General features: G+C 62.8%; 15 protein-coding genes. 11 read left to right on the plus strand and 4 right to left on the minus strand.

Annotated features, from left to right (window positions below; translation table 11 throughout):
• Positions 1 to 8 precede the first annotated feature (8 nt).
• Entirely contained in the window at positions 9 to 563 is a 555-nt protein-coding gene (locus tag WH303_RS16640; protein ID WP_339519857.1) for an HAD domain-containing protein, read from the minus strand.
• 558 nt (positions 564 to 1,121) lie between these two features.
• Here WH303_RS16640 and WH303_RS16645 point away from each other — a divergent pair.
• The 6 genes from WH303_RS16645 (at position 1,122) to WH303_RS16670 (ending at position 7,995) form a co-directional block, all read left to right on the plus strand.
• On the plus strand, positions 1,122 to 1,382 hold the full coding sequence (locus tag WH303_RS16645; protein ID WP_339519858.1) for a helix-turn-helix domain-containing protein: 261 nt from the start codon (positions 1,122 to 1,124) through the stop codon (positions 1,380 to 1,382).
• 905 nt (positions 1,383 to 2,287) lie between these two features.
• Positions 2,288 to 3,994: an electron transfer flavoprotein-ubiquinone oxidoreductase gene (locus WH303_RS16650; RefSeq protein WP_339519859.1), complete on the plus strand. Its 1,707-nt coding sequence runs from the start codon at positions 2,288 to 2,290 to the stop codon at positions 3,992 to 3,994.
• Between the two features lie 211 nt (positions 3,995 to 4,205).
• Positions 4,206 to 4,874, plus strand: a complete 669-nt coding sequence (locus WH303_RS16655; RefSeq protein WP_339519861.1) for a lipocalin family protein — start codon at positions 4,206 to 4,208, stop codon at positions 4,872 to 4,874.
• Positions 4,875 to 5,217: 343 nt separating this feature from the next.
• Positions 5,218 to 6,186, plus strand: a complete 969-nt coding sequence (locus tag WH303_RS16660) for an ABC transporter substrate-binding protein (protein ID WP_021025994.1) — start codon at positions 5,218 to 5,220, stop codon at positions 6,184 to 6,186.
• 116 nt (positions 6,187 to 6,302) lie between these two features.
• Positions 6,303 to 7,187 carry an ABC transporter permease gene (locus tag WH303_RS16665; protein ID WP_021025995.1) on the plus strand — a complete coding sequence of 295 codons (885 nt, stop codon included), beginning with the start codon at positions 6,303 to 6,305 and terminating at the stop codon, positions 7,185 to 7,187.
• A gap of 13 nt (positions 7,188 to 7,200) precedes the next feature.
• A complete protein-coding gene (locus WH303_RS16670) occupies positions 7,201 to 7,995 on the plus strand; it encodes an ABC transporter ATP-binding protein (RefSeq protein WP_021025996.1) in 795 nt (264 codons plus the stop codon).
• Between the two features lie 65 nt (positions 7,996 to 8,060).
• On the opposite strand, the gene WH303_RS16675 is transcribed toward WH303_RS16670, so the two are convergent.
• The gene (locus WH303_RS16675; RefSeq protein WP_339519865.1) at positions 8,061 to 9,515 is read right to left on the minus strand and encodes an MFS transporter; all 1,455 of its coding nucleotides are present in this window, start codon (positions 9,513 to 9,515) and stop codon (positions 8,061 to 8,063) included.
• 88 nt (positions 9,516 to 9,603) lie between these two features.
• On the opposite strand from WH303_RS16675, the gene WH303_RS16680 reads away from it, so the two are divergent.
• On the plus strand, positions 9,604 to 10,242 hold the full coding sequence (locus tag WH303_RS16680) for a helix-turn-helix transcriptional regulator (RefSeq protein ID WP_339519867.1): 639 nt from the start codon (positions 9,604 to 9,606) through the stop codon (positions 10,240 to 10,242).
• A 15-nt stretch (positions 10,243 to 10,257) separates the two neighbouring features.
• On the opposite strand, the gene WH303_RS16685 is transcribed toward WH303_RS16680, so the two are convergent.
• Positions 10,258 to 11,736, minus strand: a complete 1,479-nt coding sequence (locus WH303_RS16685) for an MFS transporter (RefSeq protein ID WP_339519868.1) — start codon at positions 11,734 to 11,736, stop codon at positions 10,258 to 10,260.
• 162 nt (positions 11,737 to 11,898) lie between these two features.
• Here WH303_RS16685 and WH303_RS16690 point away from each other — a divergent pair, with 162 nt between their 5' ends.
• On the plus strand, positions 11,899 to 12,789 hold the full coding sequence (locus WH303_RS16690; RefSeq protein ID WP_339519869.1) for a LysR family transcriptional regulator: 891 nt from the start codon (positions 11,899 to 11,901) through the stop codon (positions 12,787 to 12,789).
• 193 nt (positions 12,790 to 12,982) lie between these two features.
• Positions 12,983 to 13,582 carry an NAD(P)H:quinone oxidoreductase gene (wrbA, locus tag WH303_RS16695; protein ID WP_339519870.1) on the plus strand — a complete coding sequence of 200 codons (600 nt, stop codon included), beginning with the start codon at positions 12,983 to 12,985 and terminating at the stop codon, positions 13,580 to 13,582.
• 130 nt (positions 13,583 to 13,712) lie between these two features.
• Here wrbA and ppsA read toward each other — a convergent pair whose 3' ends face one another.
• Positions 13,713 to 16,106: a phosphoenolpyruvate synthase gene (gene ppsA, locus WH303_RS16700; protein ID WP_021026839.1), complete on the minus strand. Its 2,394-nt coding sequence runs from the start codon at positions 16,104 to 16,106 to the stop codon at positions 13,713 to 13,715.
• A gap of 299 nt (positions 16,107 to 16,405) precedes the next feature.
• On the opposite strand from ppsA, the gene ppsR reads away from it, so the two are divergent.
• Together ppsR and WH303_RS16710 are read left to right on the plus strand one after the other, a co-directional pair.
• Positions 16,406 to 17,218 (plus strand): posphoenolpyruvate synthetase regulatory kinase/phosphorylase PpsR, encoded by an 813-nt coding sequence (gene ppsR / locus WH303_RS16705; protein ID WP_021026838.1) that lies wholly within the window; start codon positions 16,406 to 16,408, stop codon positions 17,216 to 17,218.
• A gap of 197 nt (positions 17,219 to 17,415) precedes the next feature.
• Positions 17,416 to 17,871 (plus strand): hypothetical protein, encoded by a 456-nt coding sequence (locus WH303_RS16710; RefSeq protein WP_148293148.1) that lies wholly within the window; start codon positions 17,416 to 17,418, stop codon positions 17,869 to 17,871.
• Positions 17,872 to 17,889 lie beyond the last annotated feature (18 nt).

Genomic DNA, 17,889 nt, shown 5'->3' on the forward strand with positions numbered 1-17,889 from the left:
GAGAGAGCTCAAGCTCGACATAGCCAAGCTTGTAATTTTTCTTGCACACTGGGCTTTGCAATGCCGAATTTGGCCTCACAAAGAATGAGCGTTGACCAAGCCCCAGGAAAGTACTCCTTCATATCATCAAGCACCACAAAGTCTTGAATGCAATTCACTTGTAGCCACTTTTGAATCGCTATGTCCCGCCCAAGATATTCACAGCCAGTTGTACCCACATACCAAGCACTGATAGGCGTCAGAAGTTCCCCAATTTGCTCATCATCTAAAAACATGCGCCAGGCGCTGCTGACGACAACTCCCACGTCCGCGTAGCCTTGGAGGAGCGCCTTAAGGATAGGCAGATGGAGGAAGGTACCAGGCCATCCAGTCCGTATTTGGGATGGTGTCAACGGTGGTCTCGCACCTTCTATTGCAGATGGCGGGTGTAAAACTCCGTCAAAGTCCAAGAAGATGACTCTACGACAACGCTCACGCGCTTCCGGTCTCATCAGTCTGGGCTCGAAGCGCGAGGCAGTTAGCTCACAGGCTTCACTGGTGGAGCTTAGTAATGGAGAACCCATGCAACCATCCTCATATCAAAAAAATTGAGTCCTAAAGTTATCAATCTCAGTACAGCATGAGTGTTAGCTCACAGACTGCGAACCTGCGAAGCCTTCAACCTCAGTTCTGTATGCCACCAAAGCACGTAATGCAGCCTCGATAAAACTCGCGCCCTCGCATCGCATCGCCCCGATGGTGCAGAAGTAGTCATCCCCACTTCTATGGAGAATTGCTCCAAGCTCTAGAGCGTCACTGAGCACCTCTCCCGCCAGCTCCTGATGAAAAGACTGACGAGTCAGTTCCTCTGCGTTCATTTGCCCAAATAGGAACAGCTTCCCTTGTTCTCCGTCAGCCAAAACGAAAGCGTCTGGACCACACCTTAGATGTGCGAATCCGCGAGACTTCGCATAGGCAAGCTCCAATGCCACCCCCGATAGCGCTGTTTTAGATAGGCATGCGCTGCTCGCCCGAGACATGATTTCTGGCATTAAATTACATCAAATTGGTGTACATCATTTTGGTGTAATTCTAATTCTATTGCAACCTACAGCCTCTTTAGTTACGAAAAGCCGCTGGGCATGCCTCTCCACACGCCAGAGTACAAAAAATTCTTAGAAATCCTAGTCCGTGCTCGTGTCGAAAAAAATGTCTCCCAGATTGAGCTTTCAAAGAGACTAGGCAAGACGCAGCAATTCGTCAGCAGGTGCGAAGTGGGAGAACGCCGTCTTGACGTCATTGAGTTTTACGATTGGTGTGAAGCGCTGGGTGTTGATGGAGAGTCCATGTTTAGGGCTCTCGGGGCTTGGCTACAAACGACAAAAGTTGAACCGCTCACTTGATGGTTCGTCGATAACCACCCTCAATTGATGTTGCGTAGTGGGAACGCATGAGACGCCAGCGGTTCAGGCCTGTTCTTCGTAAACGTCCTAGGACCGAGAGCGGTGCGTATCTGACTCCACCCTCGTTGTCTTGAAATTTCCCTGGTGTCGCAACCACGTAAGCAACATACCGCATGACGCTAGGCCTTACCCAAGACATGCCTGCATATGAATCAGGCTAGTACGGAGCGGCGGTCACATAGATAGACCCAAAATGCGAAACGCGCGCCTAAGGTCCTAAATGAGCTCGCGGTCACTCTTGAGGTGTCGGGGTTATATGCACCTCCGGCCCACACCGCCCCCTGGGGACGAAGAGAGGTGCTGCCATGACCGGACTGCTTTTTGACCTACTACACCCCTTACCTCGGTGGGAGAAGTGGCGCAACTTAAGATGTTGCCAGCCGTCTAAACAGCTATTAGATGAGGTTGGCGCGTCAAGTTCAAACCTACACCTTCATCTACTGAATCATGCATTAGATAAGGTTATTTTCCTATAGGATTTAACTGCATCTAACGTCGCGCCTACTATAACTAGCTGGCCCAGACTGTCCATATCTCCCCAGCGAACGTCCATCACCGAGTCATGAACCCAGCGTTTGTGGTCAGGCAGCAAGATTTTCATAGACTCGCATCTTACGGTGCGTCCATGAACGCCGGCGACAGCGCCTTGTCGCCGACTTTCACAAGCACAAAGCCCCTGTCTCAGAAATCAGAGCGGAGAAGCGCCTAAATCTAGGGCTAACCCTAGGATCAGGGCGGTTACCGCACTGCAACATCCTCATAAAATCCATGGCACTGCATGCAACCCAGGCTCAGATCTGCCGCATGCCTGCCACCCGCTTGAAAAGAATTTGTACGGAGCCCCGATGACCAACGAAGAAATACTGGCCCAATATGGCCCCCGCGAGTCGATGGAGTACGACGTTGTCATCGTCGGCGGCGGCCCAGGCGGCCTGGCCACGGCCATCCGTTTGAAGCAGCTGGCAGCGGAAAAAGGCAGCGATGTCTCCGTCGTCGTGCTGGAAAAAGGGTCCGAGCCTGGCGCCCACACCTTGTCGGGCGCCATCATGGACCCGCGCGCGCTGACCGAGCTGATCCCCGACTGGAAAGCCAAGGGCGCGCCTTTGACCCAGCCGGTGACCGAAGACGCGATGATTTTCCTCAGCGAAAAATCCGGTCTGCGCACGCCCAACTGGCTGCTGCCCCCCTGCTTTCACAACGAAGGCAACTACATCGTGCAGCTGGGCTTTGTCGTCAAATGGCTGGCCGAGCAGGCCGAGGCCCTGGGCGTCGAGATTTTCCCCGGCTTTGCCGCCGCTGAAGTGGTCTACAACGACGACGGCTCGGTCAAGGGCGTGGCCACCGGCAACATGGGCGTCGGCAAGAACGGCGAGCCCACCGGCGAGTTCCAGCTGGGCATGGAGCTGCATGGCAAATACACCATCTTTGCCGAAGGCGCGCGCGGCAACCTGGGCAAGCAACTGATCGCCAAGTTCAAGCTCGACGAAGGCAAGGACCCGCAGACCTATGGCCTGGGCGTCAAGGAACTCTGGGAGATCGATCCGCAGCGCCACCAGCCCGGCTTTGTGATGCACACCGCCGGCTGGCCGATGAACAATGACACCTACGGTGGCGCCTTCCTCTACCACCTCGATGACAACAAGGTCACCCTGGGCTTCATCACCGGTCTGGACTATTCCAACCCCTACCTGTCTCCGTTCGAGGAGATGCAGCGCTGGAAGACCCATCCCAACATCCGCTACTACCTCGAAGGCGACGAGTCCAAGGGCATCAAGCCGGCCAAGCGCATTGGCTATGGCGCCCGCGCCATCACCGCCGGCGGCCTGATGAGCCTGCCCAAGACCGTGTTCCCCGGTGGCGCGCTGGTGGGCTGCGATGCCGGTTTTCTGAACGTCAGCCGCATCAAGGGCAGCCACGCGGCCATCAAGACCGGCATGCTGGCCGCTGAAGCCGCTTTTGAAGCCATTGCCGCTGGCCGCCAGGGCGATGAACTGAGCGCCTACCCCGCTGCCTTTGAAAAGAGCTGGCTGTACGAAGAACTCAACAAGAGCCGCAACTTCAAGAGCTGGTTCAAGAAGGGCCTGGTCACCGCCTCGATCATGAACGGCCTGGAGCAGTTTGTGCTGCGCGGCAATATGCCCTGGACACTGCACCGCGACAAGCCCGACCACGCCTACCTCAAGCCCGCGTCGGAATGCAAGCCCATCGTCTACCCCAAACCCGATGGCAAGCTGACCTTTGACCGGCTCTCCAGCGTCTTCATCAGCGGCACCAACCATGCCGAAGACCAGCCCGTCCACCTGACCTTGAAAGATGCCAGCGTGCCGGTGCAGATCAACCTGGCCCAGTACGCCGGCCCCGAGCAGCGCTACTGCCCGGCGGGGGTCTATGAGTTCGTGGCCGACGAGAGCCAGGGCGGCAACGCCCAGCGCCTGCAGATCAATGCGCAAAACTGCGTGCACTGCAAGACCTGCGACATCAAGGACCCGACCCAGAACATCGTCTGGGTGACGCCCGAGGGCGGTGGCGGACCGAACTACACGGGCATGTAAAGACCGGGCTTGCTCGGGTTTCCATGGCAGGGCAAACACGGGCCGGCCCGCAATGGATTGCCGAATTTGGCCGACAAGCGCGCCCTGACGGGCGTGCGGACAATGGCCTATGTTTGTCTGGTCCCGCTTTTCCCGCCGTTCAGCCCGACCCGGGCCCTGCCAGGTCCGGGATCTGGCGGGTGTTGCCCAGACCCCTCTTCTGCGCAAGCTCATGTGTGTACTGCTGGCCGGTCTGGTCTGGGCCAGCGCCAGCCACGCAGCCCCTGCGGCCGTCGGCACAGCGCCCGCAGCGCCCAGCAAACGCGCCAAGCGCCCCCCTGCACCTGTAGCATCCAAGGCCGCAGCGCCATCCGCTCCCGCAGCAGCGTCCGCCCCCGCGCCTCTGGTATCGGCCACCGACCTCGATCTGGAGCGCTTTATGGGCCTGTGGTACAAGGCCGCCAAGGTCGAGGAGCCGCAAGATGCGCTGCGCACGCGCGAGCGCTATGAGTTCCTGCAACGTTACGACGGCGGCGTGCGGGTGATCGCCACCTCCTACGATCCGCTCTCCAACCGCTGGGACCGCCGGCAGGACTATATGGCCCCGGTCGATGCCAAGGGCGCGGCGCTGAGCAGCCACTACCAGCTGCCGATGCCGGTGCATTTCAGCATCAGCCGCTTTGGGCCCTTTGGTGTCAGCTACTACGTCGTGGCCCTCGACCCCCACTACCAATGGGCGATGGTGGCAGGACCCGGCCCCAAGTCCTTTTCCATCCTCAGCCGCCGCAGCGAGCTGGAGCCGGAGTTGCGCACAGCGCTGGAGCAGTTGGCGACACGCCAGAACCTGCTCAAGGCCGCCTTGCAATGGGCCGCGCCCGACCAGGAAGCCCCGCCTCGGTGAATACCCTGGGTGCGCAAAATCGGCAGGTCACAGGCTTGCCGCAGGCCAAATTTCAGGCACAGTTTTATTGCCAGAGCGCTGCATATTTTTCAGCCAGACACATTTTTATTGATTAAAAAGACTATTAAATGAAATTTAGCTGCAAGCATGCGCCAACTTGCGCAAGCCAACACAGCTTTTCAGGCAGGGCTGCAACTAGGGCAATCCCATAGATCACAAATGTGTCATCCCATGGGTGGTGGGGTGTAGACTGCTGCTACCTGTTTGCCACCTGTTGTTACAGGGGGCGGATCAAGCAGCAGTGCTGCAAACGCAATTCAACATATTTGGCGGAGATATACGCATGAAGAAATTGGCTTGGGCCCCCTTGGGCGCAGTGGCACTGGCAATCGCGGCCATCGCGCCCGCACAGGCAGCAGACCAGAAATCGGTGGCCGTGACGGCCATCGTGGAACACCCTGCGCTGGACGCCGTGCGCGACGGCGTCAAGGCGGCACTCAAGGCCGAGGGTTTCGAAGAAGGCAAGAACCTCAAGTGGCAGTACCAAAGCGCCCAGGGCAACCCTGGCACCGCCGCGCAGATCGCCCGCAAGTTTGTCGGTGACAAGCCCGATGCCATCGTGGCCATCGCCACGCCATCGGCCCAAGCCGTCGTCGCCGCCACCAAGACCGTGCCGGTGGTGTTCTCTGCAGTGACCGACCCCGTGGCCGCCAAGCTGGTGCCCAGCTGGGAGCCATCGAAGAACAACGTGACCGGTGTCTCCGACCTGCTGGCGCTGGACAAGCAGATGGAGCTGCTCAAGAAAGTGGTGCCCAATGCCAAGCGCGTGGGCATGGTCTACAACCCCGGCGAGGCCAACTCTGCCGTGGTGGTCAAGGAACTCAAGGAGCTGCTGCCCAAGATGGGCATGACCCTGGTCGAAGCAGCCGCGCCCCGCTCGGTCGATGTCTCCAGCGCAGCGCGCTCGCTGGTGGGCAAGGCCGATGTGATCTATACCAACACCGACAACAACGTGGTGTCGTCCTATGAAGCCCTGGTCAAGGTCGGCCAGGATTCCAAGCTGCCGCTGGTGGCCTCGGACACCGATTCCGTCGCCCGTGGCGCCGTGGCGGCCCTGGGTATCAACTACCGCGATCTGGGCGAGCAGACCGGCCGCATGGTGGCGCGTATCCTCAAGGGTGAAAAGCCCGGCGACATCAAGACCGAAGTCTCCAGCAAGATGGAACTGCATGTGAACCCCGGTGCCGCTGAGAAGCAAGGCATCAAGCTGTCCGACGAGCTGATCAAGTCGGCTGCCAAAGTCATTCAGTGATGGATGCCGCCTCACCTGTGGCTGTGCAACCCGCACAGCCCAGGGGGTGACAAGACGCAGCCCCGCCAGAAGCGGGGCTTGTTTGTTATCCGGACTAGCTCTGATAAGAAAACTCCATGACCTTATTTTCATTTTTGGGAGCCATCGAGATCGGCCTGATCTTTGCGCTGGTCGCGCTCGGTGTGTTCATCTCCTTTCGCCTGCTGCGCTTTCCTGACCTGACGGTCGATGGCAGCTTCCCCCTGGGCGCGGCCGTCTGCGCGGTGATGATCACCGGCGGCTACAGCCCGTTTCTGGCCACCATCGGCGCCACCTTGGCCGGCGCAGTGGCTGGCCTGATCACCGGCTGGCTCAACGTCAAGCTCAAGATCATGGACCTGCTCGCCTCCATCTTGATGATGATCGCGCTGTACTCCATCAACCTGCGCATCATGGGCGGCCCCAATGTGCCGCTGATCAACGACCCCACCCTCTTCAACCAGCTGCAGCCGGCCGGCATCGAAGACTATGTATTCCGCCCGCTGCTGATGTGCGCGATTGTGGTGCTCGCCAAGCTGGCGATGGACTGGTTCTTCCTGACCGAACGGGGCCTGGCCATTCGCGCCACCGGCACCAATGCCCGCATGGCCCGCGCGCAGGGCGTCAACACCGGCGGCATGATCCTGCTGGGCATGGCGGTCTCCAACGGCCTGGTCGGCCTGGCCGGCGCACTGTTTGCGCAGACCCAAGGCGGCGCCGACAGCTCGATGGGCATTGGCACCATCGTGATCGGTCTGGCAGCAGTGATCGTGGGCGAATCCATCCTGCCTTCGCGCAAGCTGATTTGGGCCACCCTGGCCGTGGTCCTCGGCGCCATCGTCTACCGCTTCTTCATTGCACTGGCACTCAACAGCGATTTCATCGGCCTCAAGGCCCAGGATCTGAACCTGGTGACCGCCTTGCTGGTCACGATCGCGCTGGTCATCCCCCAGCTCAAACGTCGTTTTGCGAAAAAGCACTGACAAGGAGAGAGACATGCTGAGCGCAAAAGACCTCAAGATCACCTTCAACCCCGGCACCCCGATCGAAACCCGCGCGCTGCGTGGCATGGCGCTGGATATTCCCGCCGGCCAGTTCGTCACCGTCATCGGCTCCAATGGCGCGGGCAAATCGACCTTTTTGAACGCCATCTCCGGCGACCTGATGGTCGACTCGGGCAGCATCGTCATCGACGGTGAAGATATGACGCGCAAGCCCGTCTGGGACCGCGCGCACAAGGTGGCCCGCGTGTTCCAGGACCCGATGGCCGGCACCTGCGAAGACCTGTCGATCGAAGAGAACATGGCCCTGGCGCATGAGCGCGGCAACTTTCGCGGCCTGTCCAAGGCCGTCAAGCAAGCCAACCGTGCGCTCTACCGCGAAAAGCTCGCCACCCTGGGCCTGGGCCTGGAAAACCGTTTGACCGACCGCATCGGCCTGCTCTCGGGCGGCCAGCGCCAGGCCGTGAGCCTGCTGATGGCAGCGCTCCAGCCTTCGCGCATTCTGCTGCTCGACGAGCACACCGCCGCGCTCGATCCGCGCACCGCCGACTTTGTGCTCAAGCTCACCGCCCGCATCGTCGAGGAAGGTCAGCTAACCACGATGATGGTGACCCACAGCATGCGCCAGGCGCTCGACGTGGGCGACCGCACCGTCATGCTGCACCAGGGCCAGGTGGTCCTCGACGTCAGCGGTGAGGAGCGCGCCCAGATGGACGTGCCCGATCTGCTGCAGATGTTCGAGAAGGTGCGCGGCGAAAAGCTCGCCGATGATGCGCTGCTGCTAGGCTAAACAGCCGCTCCAGCACCGCCACAACAGCGGAGACCACCCAGGTGGCTCCGCTGTTTTTTTATGCCTCAGAGCGCTGCAGCACGGCGCAAAAACCGCCGCAGCGACCAGGCCGCCAGCGCCGGGAACAGCGCAAACACCGCAAACAACCAGAGCGCGGAGCGGCCCAGCGCTGCCGGTTCGGCCAGCGCCGTCAGCCCCAGCGCATTGGCTACCAGGCCCACCAGCGCCGCGCCAACCGCCATGCCATAGAGTTGCACCGTCGTGATGCCCGAGGCGGCGCTGTCGGCCTCCTGCGCACTGGCGCTGTGCATGATGGCATTGAGCACATGGGGCCAGGCCATGCCCACCCCCAATCCCAGCACGGCCAGCGCGATGCCGCAGACCACCAGGGCCGCCATCCCCTGCCAGGGCATCGCAAGCGCCAAGGCCACCAAGGCCAAGGTGCAAAGCACCGGTCCGATCAGCATCAGCGCCCGGCCCGCCCGGCCGCTCTTGCCCGAGAACAGCACCGAGGCCACGGACCAGCCGCCCGCAAGCAAGGCCGTCACATAGCCGGCTGTCAAAGGCTGCAGGCCATGCAGGTGCTGCAGCAGATAGGGCACAAACACCTCCGTCATCGTGCCCACCAGCAGCAAGGCGACGGCGGCGTACAGCATGCCCAGCGGCTGACCGAGCGCCGTGCCGCCCTGGGGCAGCAAGCGGCGGCGGGCGCGGCGCTCATGCCAGATCGCGGCCGCACCGGCCAGCAAGCCGGCTGCGCTCAGCAGCCATTGCCAGAGCGGCGCAGTCACCACACTGGCGGCAGCCACCAAGAGCACCGACAGCGCCAGCAGCGCGATCTGCGACCCGGCAATGCCGCCATCCTGCGCGGGTGTGCTGCGCAGCAGGCGCTGCGGTGCCAGCTGGCGCTGCACCAGCAGCATTTGCAGCACCAGCAAGGGCAGCAAGGCGCCAAAGGCCAGGCGCCATTGGCCGGCCTGGGCAAACAGGCCGCCCACCGCGGGACCGCTGAGCGTGGCCACACCCCACATGGCCGAGATCAGCCCAATGGCACGCGGCCACAGCGCGGGTGGAAACACCAGCCGGATCAAGGTATAGCTCAGTGCCCCCACCGCGCCACCGCCCAGGCCCTGCACCGCGCGGCCCAGCAGCAGCATCGGCATGGATGGCGCGGTTGCACACAGCAGGCTGCCCAGGCCAAACACCAGCAGGCCCGCCAGCATGGCACCGCGCGCGCCCCAGCGGGCCAGCATGCGCACCGCCAGCGCCGCGCCAATGATCGAGGCCACAACAAACAAGGTGGTGCTCCAGGCATACCAGGCGAGGCCGCCAATCTCCTGCACCACCGAGGGCAGGATGGTGGTGACGATATGCACATTGATCGCATGCATGGCGACCGCGCCGGTCAGCGCCAGCGCCTTGAGACCATGGGGCCGGCCCAGCAGCTGGGCCCAGCCGGCAGCTGCTTCGGGCACCGGCACAGCGGCCGTGGTGAGGGGTGATGAAGAGGACGATGCCATGCCATTCCTGGTTATGAAATAATGCAAGCATTGTCTTTGATAATTCCCCGCCCCAAATAATAAAACAAGCTATCACTTGTATAAATAAATGCCATCGACCCCCATCGATCCCTCGTCCACCATGCGCATGCTCGAGGCCCTCAAGCGCCAGGCCCCCGCCAGCACCGCCGACCTGGCGCGCGCGCTGCAGATGACGGCCGAGGCCGCGCGCCAGCAGATCAACAAGCTGGCCGACCAGGGCCTCGTGCAGGCCGATCTGCAAAAGCCGGCCGGTGCGGGCCGGCCGCGCCAGTTGTGGACCTTGACCGCAGCGGGCCAGCGCTACTTCCCCGACGCCCATGCCCAGCTCACGGCGCAGCTGATTGGCGCGATCGAAAAACTGTTTGGCCAGCAGGGCATGGACGGCCTGATCAGCGAGCGTGAAGCGCAATCACGCAGCCGCTACCGCCAGGCCTGCACCGCCCCCGGCCTGCCCGAGCGCCTGGCCCAGCTGGCCGAGGTCCGCACGCAAGAGGGCTATATGGCCCATGTCGAGCCCCATCCCCAAGGCTGGCTGCTGGTGGAGCACCACTGCCCCATCTGCGCGGCGGCGCAAAGCTGCCGGGGCTTTTGCCGTTCGGAGCAGGCGCTGTTCCAGGAGGTGGTCGAAGGCCTCGCGACCTTGGAGCGCAGCGAATACCTGCTCGAAGGCGGCCAGCGCTGCGTCTACCTGGTCCAACCCCTGTAGCCGCTTAGAACAGGCTCAGGCGCAAGCGCTACTGCTGTCGCCCACCGGCTGGGCATCGGTGAGTGACTGCGCCTGCGGCTTGGCCATGCGCAGGCAGACCAGCCAGGCCAGCAAGGCCAGGCCCGCCGCGCCCCAGAGCGCATGCTGCAGGCCCTGGGCATTGGCCTGGCGCAGGGTCTCGGCGCTGGCCCCTTCCAGGCCGGCCAGCGGCGCTGCTGCCAGCATTACCAGCAAGGCCAGGCCCAGCGCCGCGCCCACCTGCTGCGCGGTGGCGGCCACCCCCGATGCCACGCCTTGGCGCGCCGGCACAATGCCCTGGCCCACGAGGACCCACATGCCGGTCCAGCTGGCGCCCTGGCCCAGGCTCATCACCACAAAGCCGGGCACCAGCCAGGCATAGTTGCCCGCCAGCGGCAGCACCGCTGCAATCCAGACCATGCCCAGCACACCGGCCGCCCAGCCCCGCAGCAGCACGCTGCGTGTGCCCTGCTGCGCCAGGCCGCGCTCGGCCAGGCGTATGCCCCAGGTGCACACCGCCGTTGGCAGCACAAAGGCCAGGCCGGCCTGCAGCGGGCTCCAGCCCAGCACCTGCTGGAAATACAGGCCCAGAAAGTAGTACTGCACGCCATAGCTGCTCATGAACAGCATGGCCAGCAGCATGCTGGTCTGCAAGCTGCCCACCCGCAGCATGGCCAGTGGCATCAAGGGCGCTGCCACCCGCGCCTCGGTGCGCCAGAACAGGCCCAGCGCGGCCAGCGCCAGCAGCAGCAGGCCCGCCGTGCGCCAGTCAGCCCAACCCCATTGCGGGCCCTGCACCAGCAGCGCCACCAAGGCGCTGGCACCCACGGTCACGCTGATGCAGCCCAGCAGGTCAAAACGCCGCTGCGCAGCGGGCACTGCAGGCATCGCCGGCAGGTAGCGGCCTGCGGCAATCGCGCAAGGCCAGGCAATCGGCACCAGCACCCAGAGCACCCAGTGCCAGCCCAGGGTCTGGGTGAGCAGGCCGCCCAGCAAGGCACCGGCCGCCAGGCCTCCAGCACTGGCCATGCTCCACACGGCCAGCGCGCGGTTGCGCTCAGCGCCTGCGGCATACAAGGTATTGATCATCGACAAGGTGGCCGGGAACAGCAGCGCCGCTGCCACGCCCTGCCCGGCACGCGCCGCCACCAGTTGCCAGGGCAGCTGCGCAAAGCCGCCAGCGAAGGAGGCCAGGCCAAACAGCGCCATCGCTGCCACATACATGCGGCGCTGGCCCAGCAGGTCCGCACAGCGCCCGCCCAGCAGCAGGCAGCCGCCAAAGGCCACGCTGTAGCCGCTGATGACCCATTGCAGGTGGCGGGCATCGAGCTGCAGCTGCTGGCCCATGGCGTCGAGCGCAACAAAGACAATCGTCGCATCGAGCGCAATCAGCAGCTGCGCAAACGACAGCAGGGCCAGCGCGGCGCGCGGATGGCGCAGCACCCCAGCGGGGTGCAAAGGTTTTTCAAGGGTCACTTCATCACTCCAAAACATACGAACCTGCAGTGCTGAGGCAGCAGCTGCAGGCGGGTGATGACCGGTCATGGCAGCATGGTATTTAAATCAATAACGAAGATAAATAGCAAACCCATCTTTTACTTATGCAAAAATGAATCAATAGTTGGCAGGAGCAGCCCCATGGATTTGAACGCAGTACAGATGCTGATCAAGGTGGCGGAGCACAAGAGCTTTACCCAGGCCGCGCACTGCCTGGGCACCACGCAGTCGCGCATCTCCCGCGCCGTTGCGCAGCTGGAGACCGAGCTGGGCACGCGCCTGCTGCACCGCAATACCCGCAATGTGTCGCTGACTCCCGATGGCTGCCTGCTGGTGGACCGCAGTGCCGCGTTGATCGCCGGGCTGGACGATGCCAGGCAGCAGCTGCTGGACCGGCGCTGCGAGCCCACCGGCGTGCTGCGCATGACAGCACCCTCGGTGCTGGGCCGTGTGGTGCTGACGCCCCTGCTCGGCCAGCTACTAGAGCAGCACCCGGGCCTGCAGATCGAGGCCAGCTTTACCGACCGCCTGGTGGACATGGTGGATGAAGGCTATGACGCCGCGGTGCGCATTGGCCCCCTGCTCGACAGCCGCATGATCGGCCGGCCACTGCCGCCGCTGCACTGGGTGACGGTGGCATCTCCCGCCTACACGGCCCGCCATGGCCGGCCACAAAACCTGGAAGAGCTGGCCAGGCACCGCTGCCTGTCGGTCTACAACCACTACCGGGGTTTTGCCGTGCCCTGGCAGTTTCGCCTGCCCGATGGCAGCACCATCGACTGGCCCGCACCCCATGCCATCCGCTTTGACAGTGGCGACCCCTTGATAGAAGGCGCGATCGCCGGCCTGGGCGTCGCCCAGGTGATGGGCTTTGCGGTGCGCGATGCACTGGCCGATGGCCGGCTGGAGCGGCTGCTGCCCACGCTCGAAGGCCGCAGCCGCGAGCTGTCGCTGGTTTACCCGCGCACACGCCATGCCTCACCCAAGGTGCAGGCGCTGTGCAAGCTGCTGCTGGGGCGCAGCGCCTGGTGATGGCCGCCAGCCTGTTGGCGGGTGGGTGGGCTTGCAGCGATTGTTCAAATCCATGCAACGCTGCGTTCAAACCAGCGGCACCCCAAACTAGCAGCCAAGCCCTACAGTGGATACAGGCGCCAAAAACAGATCGCAAGCAGGCGCTCCTCACCGCGGTTGCGGTCCGTATTTATCGACAAAGGAAATATTCACCATGGCTAAAGTTCTGGTTCTCTACCATTCCATGTACGGTCACATCGAGACCATGGCCGGCAAGATCGCCGAAGGCGCGCGCAGCGTGGCGGGCACCGAGGTCGTCATCAAGCGGGTGCCCGAAACCATGCCCCAGGAAGCCTTCCAGGCCGCCGGCGGCAAGGTGGACCAGGCAGCGGCTGTGGCTACGCCCGCCGAGCTGGCCGACTACGACGCCATCATCTTTGGCACCCCCACCCGTTTTGGCAATATGAGCGGCCAGATGCGCAGCTTCCTCGACCAGACCGGGGGCCTGTGGGCCAAGGGCGCGCTGTCGGGCAAGGTCGGCAGCGTGTTCACCTCCACCGGCACCCTGGGTGGCCAGGAAACCACCGTCACCTCGTTCTGGAACACCCTGGCCCACCACGGCATGGTGATCGTGCCCGCTGGCTTTGGCCTGCCCTCGCAGTTTGACCTGTCGCAGGCCAAGGGCGGCTCGCCCTACGGCGCCGCCACGCTGGCCGGTGCCGATGGCTCCCGCCAGCCATCTGCCCCCGAGCTGGAGCTGGCCTTTGCCCAGGGCGCCGAGGTCGCCGCACTGGCCGCCAAGCTGAGCGCCTGAGCCTTTAGCCGGCCTGGCCGGCTGCAGCATCCCGAGAACGTAAAAAAGCCAGTCAGAGGTTCTGACTGGCTTTTTGATTTTGACGCCTTGTGAGGCGCCTGCCACCGTGCTGGTGGCAGGGCAGTGCCGCTTACTTGGCGGCCAGGCGCTGCCAGGTGTCGATGACGCTGTCGGGGTTCAGCGAGATCGAGGCAATGCCCTTGTCCGCCAGCCACTGCGCAAAGTCCGGGTGGTCCGAAGGGCCCTGGCCACAGATACCGACGTACTTGTTCTGGGCCAGGCAGGCGGTGATGGCGCGCTCGAGCATCTTCTTGACGGCAGGGTCGCGCTCGTCAAAGTCGGCGGCCAGCAGCTCCAGACCGGAGTCACGGTCCAGGCCCAGGGTCAGTTGGGTCAGGTCGTTCGAGCCGATCGAGAAGCCGTCGAAGTACTCCAGGAACTCATCGGCCAGGATGGCGTTCGAGGGCACTTCGCACATCATGATGACCTCCAGACCGTTCTCGCCGCGCTGGAGGCCATTGGCCGCCAGCAACTCGGTCACGCGCTTGGCCTGGTCCAGCGTGCGCACAAACGGGATCATGATCTTGACATTGGTCAGGCCCATGTCGTTGCGCACGCGCTTCAAGGCCTCGCATTCCATCTTGAAGGCTTCGCCGAAATCCTTGGAGATGTAGCGCGCCGCACCACGGAAGCCCAGCATCGGGTTTTCTTCATCGGGCTCGTAGCGGCTGCCACCGATCAGCTTGCGGTACTCGTTGGACTTGAAGTCCGACATGCGCACGATGACCGGCTTGGGGTAGAACGCCGCAGCGATCGTTGCCACACCTTCGGTGATCTTGTCCACGTAGAACGCGCGCGGCGAGGCATGGCCACGGGCCACGGATTCAACGGCCTTCTTCAGGTCGGCATCCACAGCGGGGTAGTCCAGGATGGCCTTGGGGTGCACGCCGATGTTGTTGTTGATGATGAATTCCAGACGTGCCAGACCCACGCCATCGTTAGGCAGCTGGGCAAAGTCAAAGGCCAGCTGGGGGTTGCCCACGTTCATCATGATCTTGGTCTTGATGGGCGGCATCTCGCCGCGCTTGACCTCGGTCACTTCGGTTTCGAGCAGGCCGTCATAGATGCGGCCGGTGTCGCCTTCTGCGCAGCTGACCGTCACCAGGGTGCCGTTCTTCAGCAGCTCGGTGGCATTGCCGCAGCCCACGACGGCAGGGATGCCCAGCTCGCGCGCAATGATGGCAGCGTGGCAGGTACGGCCACCGCGGTTGGTGACGATGGCCGCGGCCTTTTTCATCACCGGCTCCCAGTTCGGGTCGGTCATGTCGGTCACCAGCACATCACCGGCTTCGACCTGGTCCATCTGCGAGATGTCGGAGACCAGACGCACGCGGCCGGTGCCGATCTTCTGGCCAATCGCACGGCCTTCGGCCAGCACGGTGCCGCTGCCCTTGAGCTTGTAGCGCTGTTCGGCCTGGCCCTTGGACTGGCTCTTCACCGTCTCAGGGCGTGCCTGCAGAATGTAGAGCTTGCCGTCGGTACCGTCCTTGCCCCATTCGATGTCCATCGGGCGGGCATAGTGCTTCTCGATCACCAGCGCGTACTGCGCCAGCTCCTGCACTTCGGCATCGGTCAGCGAATAGCGGTTGCGCAGCTCGGGGCTGACATCGGTGGTGCTCACCAGCTTGCCGGAGGCGGCTTTTTCTTCAGGCGTTGCAAACACCATCTGCAGCAGCTTGGAGCCCAGGTTGCGGCGGATCAGCGCCTGCTTGCCCGCTTCGAGCATGGGCTTGTGCACATAGAACTCGTCCGGGTTCACGGCGCCCTGCACCACGGTCTCACCCAGGCCGTAGCTGGAGGTGATGAAGACCACCTGGTCAAAGCCCGACTCGGTGTCAATGGTGAACATCACGCCTGCGGCACCCTTGTCCGAGCGCACCATGCGCTGCACACCGGCCGACAGGGCCACCACGTCGTGCTCAAAGCCCTTGTGCACGCGGTAGGAGATGGCGCGGTCGTTGTAGAGCGAGGCAAACACTTCCTTCATCTTGTGCAGCACATCGTCGATGCCCACCACGTTGAGGAAGGTTTCTTGCTGGCCGGCGAAAGAGGCGTCAGGCAGGTCTTCTGCGGTAGCTGACGAGCGCACGGCAAAGGAGGCCTCGGTATTGCCCGCTTGCAGAGTCACAAAGGCCTCGGCAATGGCTTTTTGCAGATCGAGCGGGAAAGGCTGGGCCTCGACCATGGCTCGGATTTCGGCACCGACCTGGGCCAGCGCGCGCACATCGTCCACATCCAGCGCCGCGAGCTTGGCGCTGATCTTGTCAGCCAGGCCTTCGTGGGCCAGGAACTCGCGGAAGGCGTGGGCCGTCGTGGCAAAGCCGGTCGGCACGCGCACGCCTTGCGGCAGTTGCGAGATCATTTCGCCGAGCGAGGCGTTCTTGCCGCCTACGACCTCGACGTCGGTCATTCTCAGGTTCTCAAACGGTACGACCAGGGCGGTCGCGCTGTAGAGGTTGGACATGGTGAAGCTCCGGAAGTTAAAAACTGGCTCGGGCGCCCATGGCCGCAGTGGGGGCAATGGCACGCACGCATAGACTCCTGCCCGGCCGCTGCGGGCTCGGACATCTGGCTTTGTATTTGTACTGGTAGGCCGGAGTACATGCGGGAAATGTGAATAATGGGCGTCATTGTAGGCGTGCCGCCGCCGTTTTGCTTGCGACTTGCTGAACACCGTGGTCAACAATGACAAACCCCGCAGGCAACCGTCCACCGCCTGCGACAGAATTCGCCCGTTACCGCCGATGTAGCATTAGGCCCAACATGCACCAACGCACCATTTTCTTTATCTCTGATGGCACCGGCGTGACAGCCGAGACCTTTGGCCGCGCCATCATGAAGCAGTTCGACATCACCACCCGTGCGGTGCGCTTGCCCTTTGTGGACACGGTCGACAAGGCCCACCAGGCCGTGCACCAGATCAACCACACGGCCGACAAGGAAGGCAAAAAGCCCATTGTTTTCACAACCTTGGTCGAACCCGAGACGGTCAAGGTGGTGCATGAGCACTGTAAGGGCCTGGTGATGGACATGTTTGCCACCTTTGTCCAGCCGCTGGAAGACGAGCTGGGCGCCAAGTCGCACCACCGCATTGGCCGCTTTACCGATATCAGCGAGAGCAAGGAATACTTTGACCGCATGGAGGCGATCAACTTCAGCCTGGCGCACGATGACGGCCAGACCAACCATGACCTGGCCGGTGCCGATGTGATCCTGGTGGGGGTGAGCCGCAGCGGCAAGACGCCTACCAGCCTCTACCTGGCGATGCAGTTTGGCCTCAAAGTGGCCAACTACCCGCTGATCCCCGAAGACTTTGACCGCCAGCAGCTGCCCCCGGCCTTGCTGCCTTATAAGAAGAAGATCTTTGGCCTGACCATTGCCCCCGAGCGCCTGTCCCAGATCCGCAATGAGCGCCGCCCCGACTCGCGCTATGCCAGCCTGCAGAACTGCCGCATGGAAGTGGCCGAGGCCGAATCGATGATGCGCCGCGCCGGCATCCAGTGGCTGTCGACCACGCACAAGTCCATCGAAGAGATTGCCGCCGTGGTGCTGCAGGACCTCAAGCAGGACGAGTGAGCGGCGCGCAGCCAATCGCTGCCCATTGCTGCTGATGGCTGCCCATCGCGGCCCCTGGCTTTTTCCCTAACGCTGCGCGGTAGGGATGCGCAACGTTACCCTTGCTTCGCACAGCTTTACAGCAGGCCGCATGCGCGCCTGCTATAACCAAGCGATCACGGCCCCGTGTGGATGGGCCGCCGCTCAGGAGTTCAAGCATGAACACAACTTTGACCTGGATCGCCAGCGCCGGCCTCTGTGCCGCGCTGCTGGCCGCCCTGCCCGCCCAAGCCGCCCAGCCGGGCGCTTTTTCCGTGACCGAGACCAAATCGGCCATCGGCAACAAACCCGCCAAGGCCCCCCGCACCAAGGACCGCTGCATCGGCCCCGAGCTGGTGGACAAGGAAGGCTTTCTCTACCCCGATCTGATCTTGTCCAAGCATTTCAGCCAGTGCCGCATCAAGGACAGCAAGCTCTTGGACAAGAACAACAAGAGCTGGACGGTGACCTGCGGCAAGATGCTGACGGCCCAGGCCAAGCAAACCAATACCGGTGACAACTTTCATCTGCACATCGATGCAGCACTGCTGGGCGGCGCGATGAAGCAGACGCTGGACTATGAGGCGCAGAGCTTGAAGCGCCAGTGCACGCCCGACGACGAGCCGCTGGAATAAGCAAGCACGCAATCAGCA

This window comes from Comamonas sp. MYb69 (assembly GCF_037479315.1).
Classification (GTDB): domain Bacteria; phylum Pseudomonadota; class Gammaproteobacteria; order Burkholderiales; family Burkholderiaceae_C; genus Comamonas.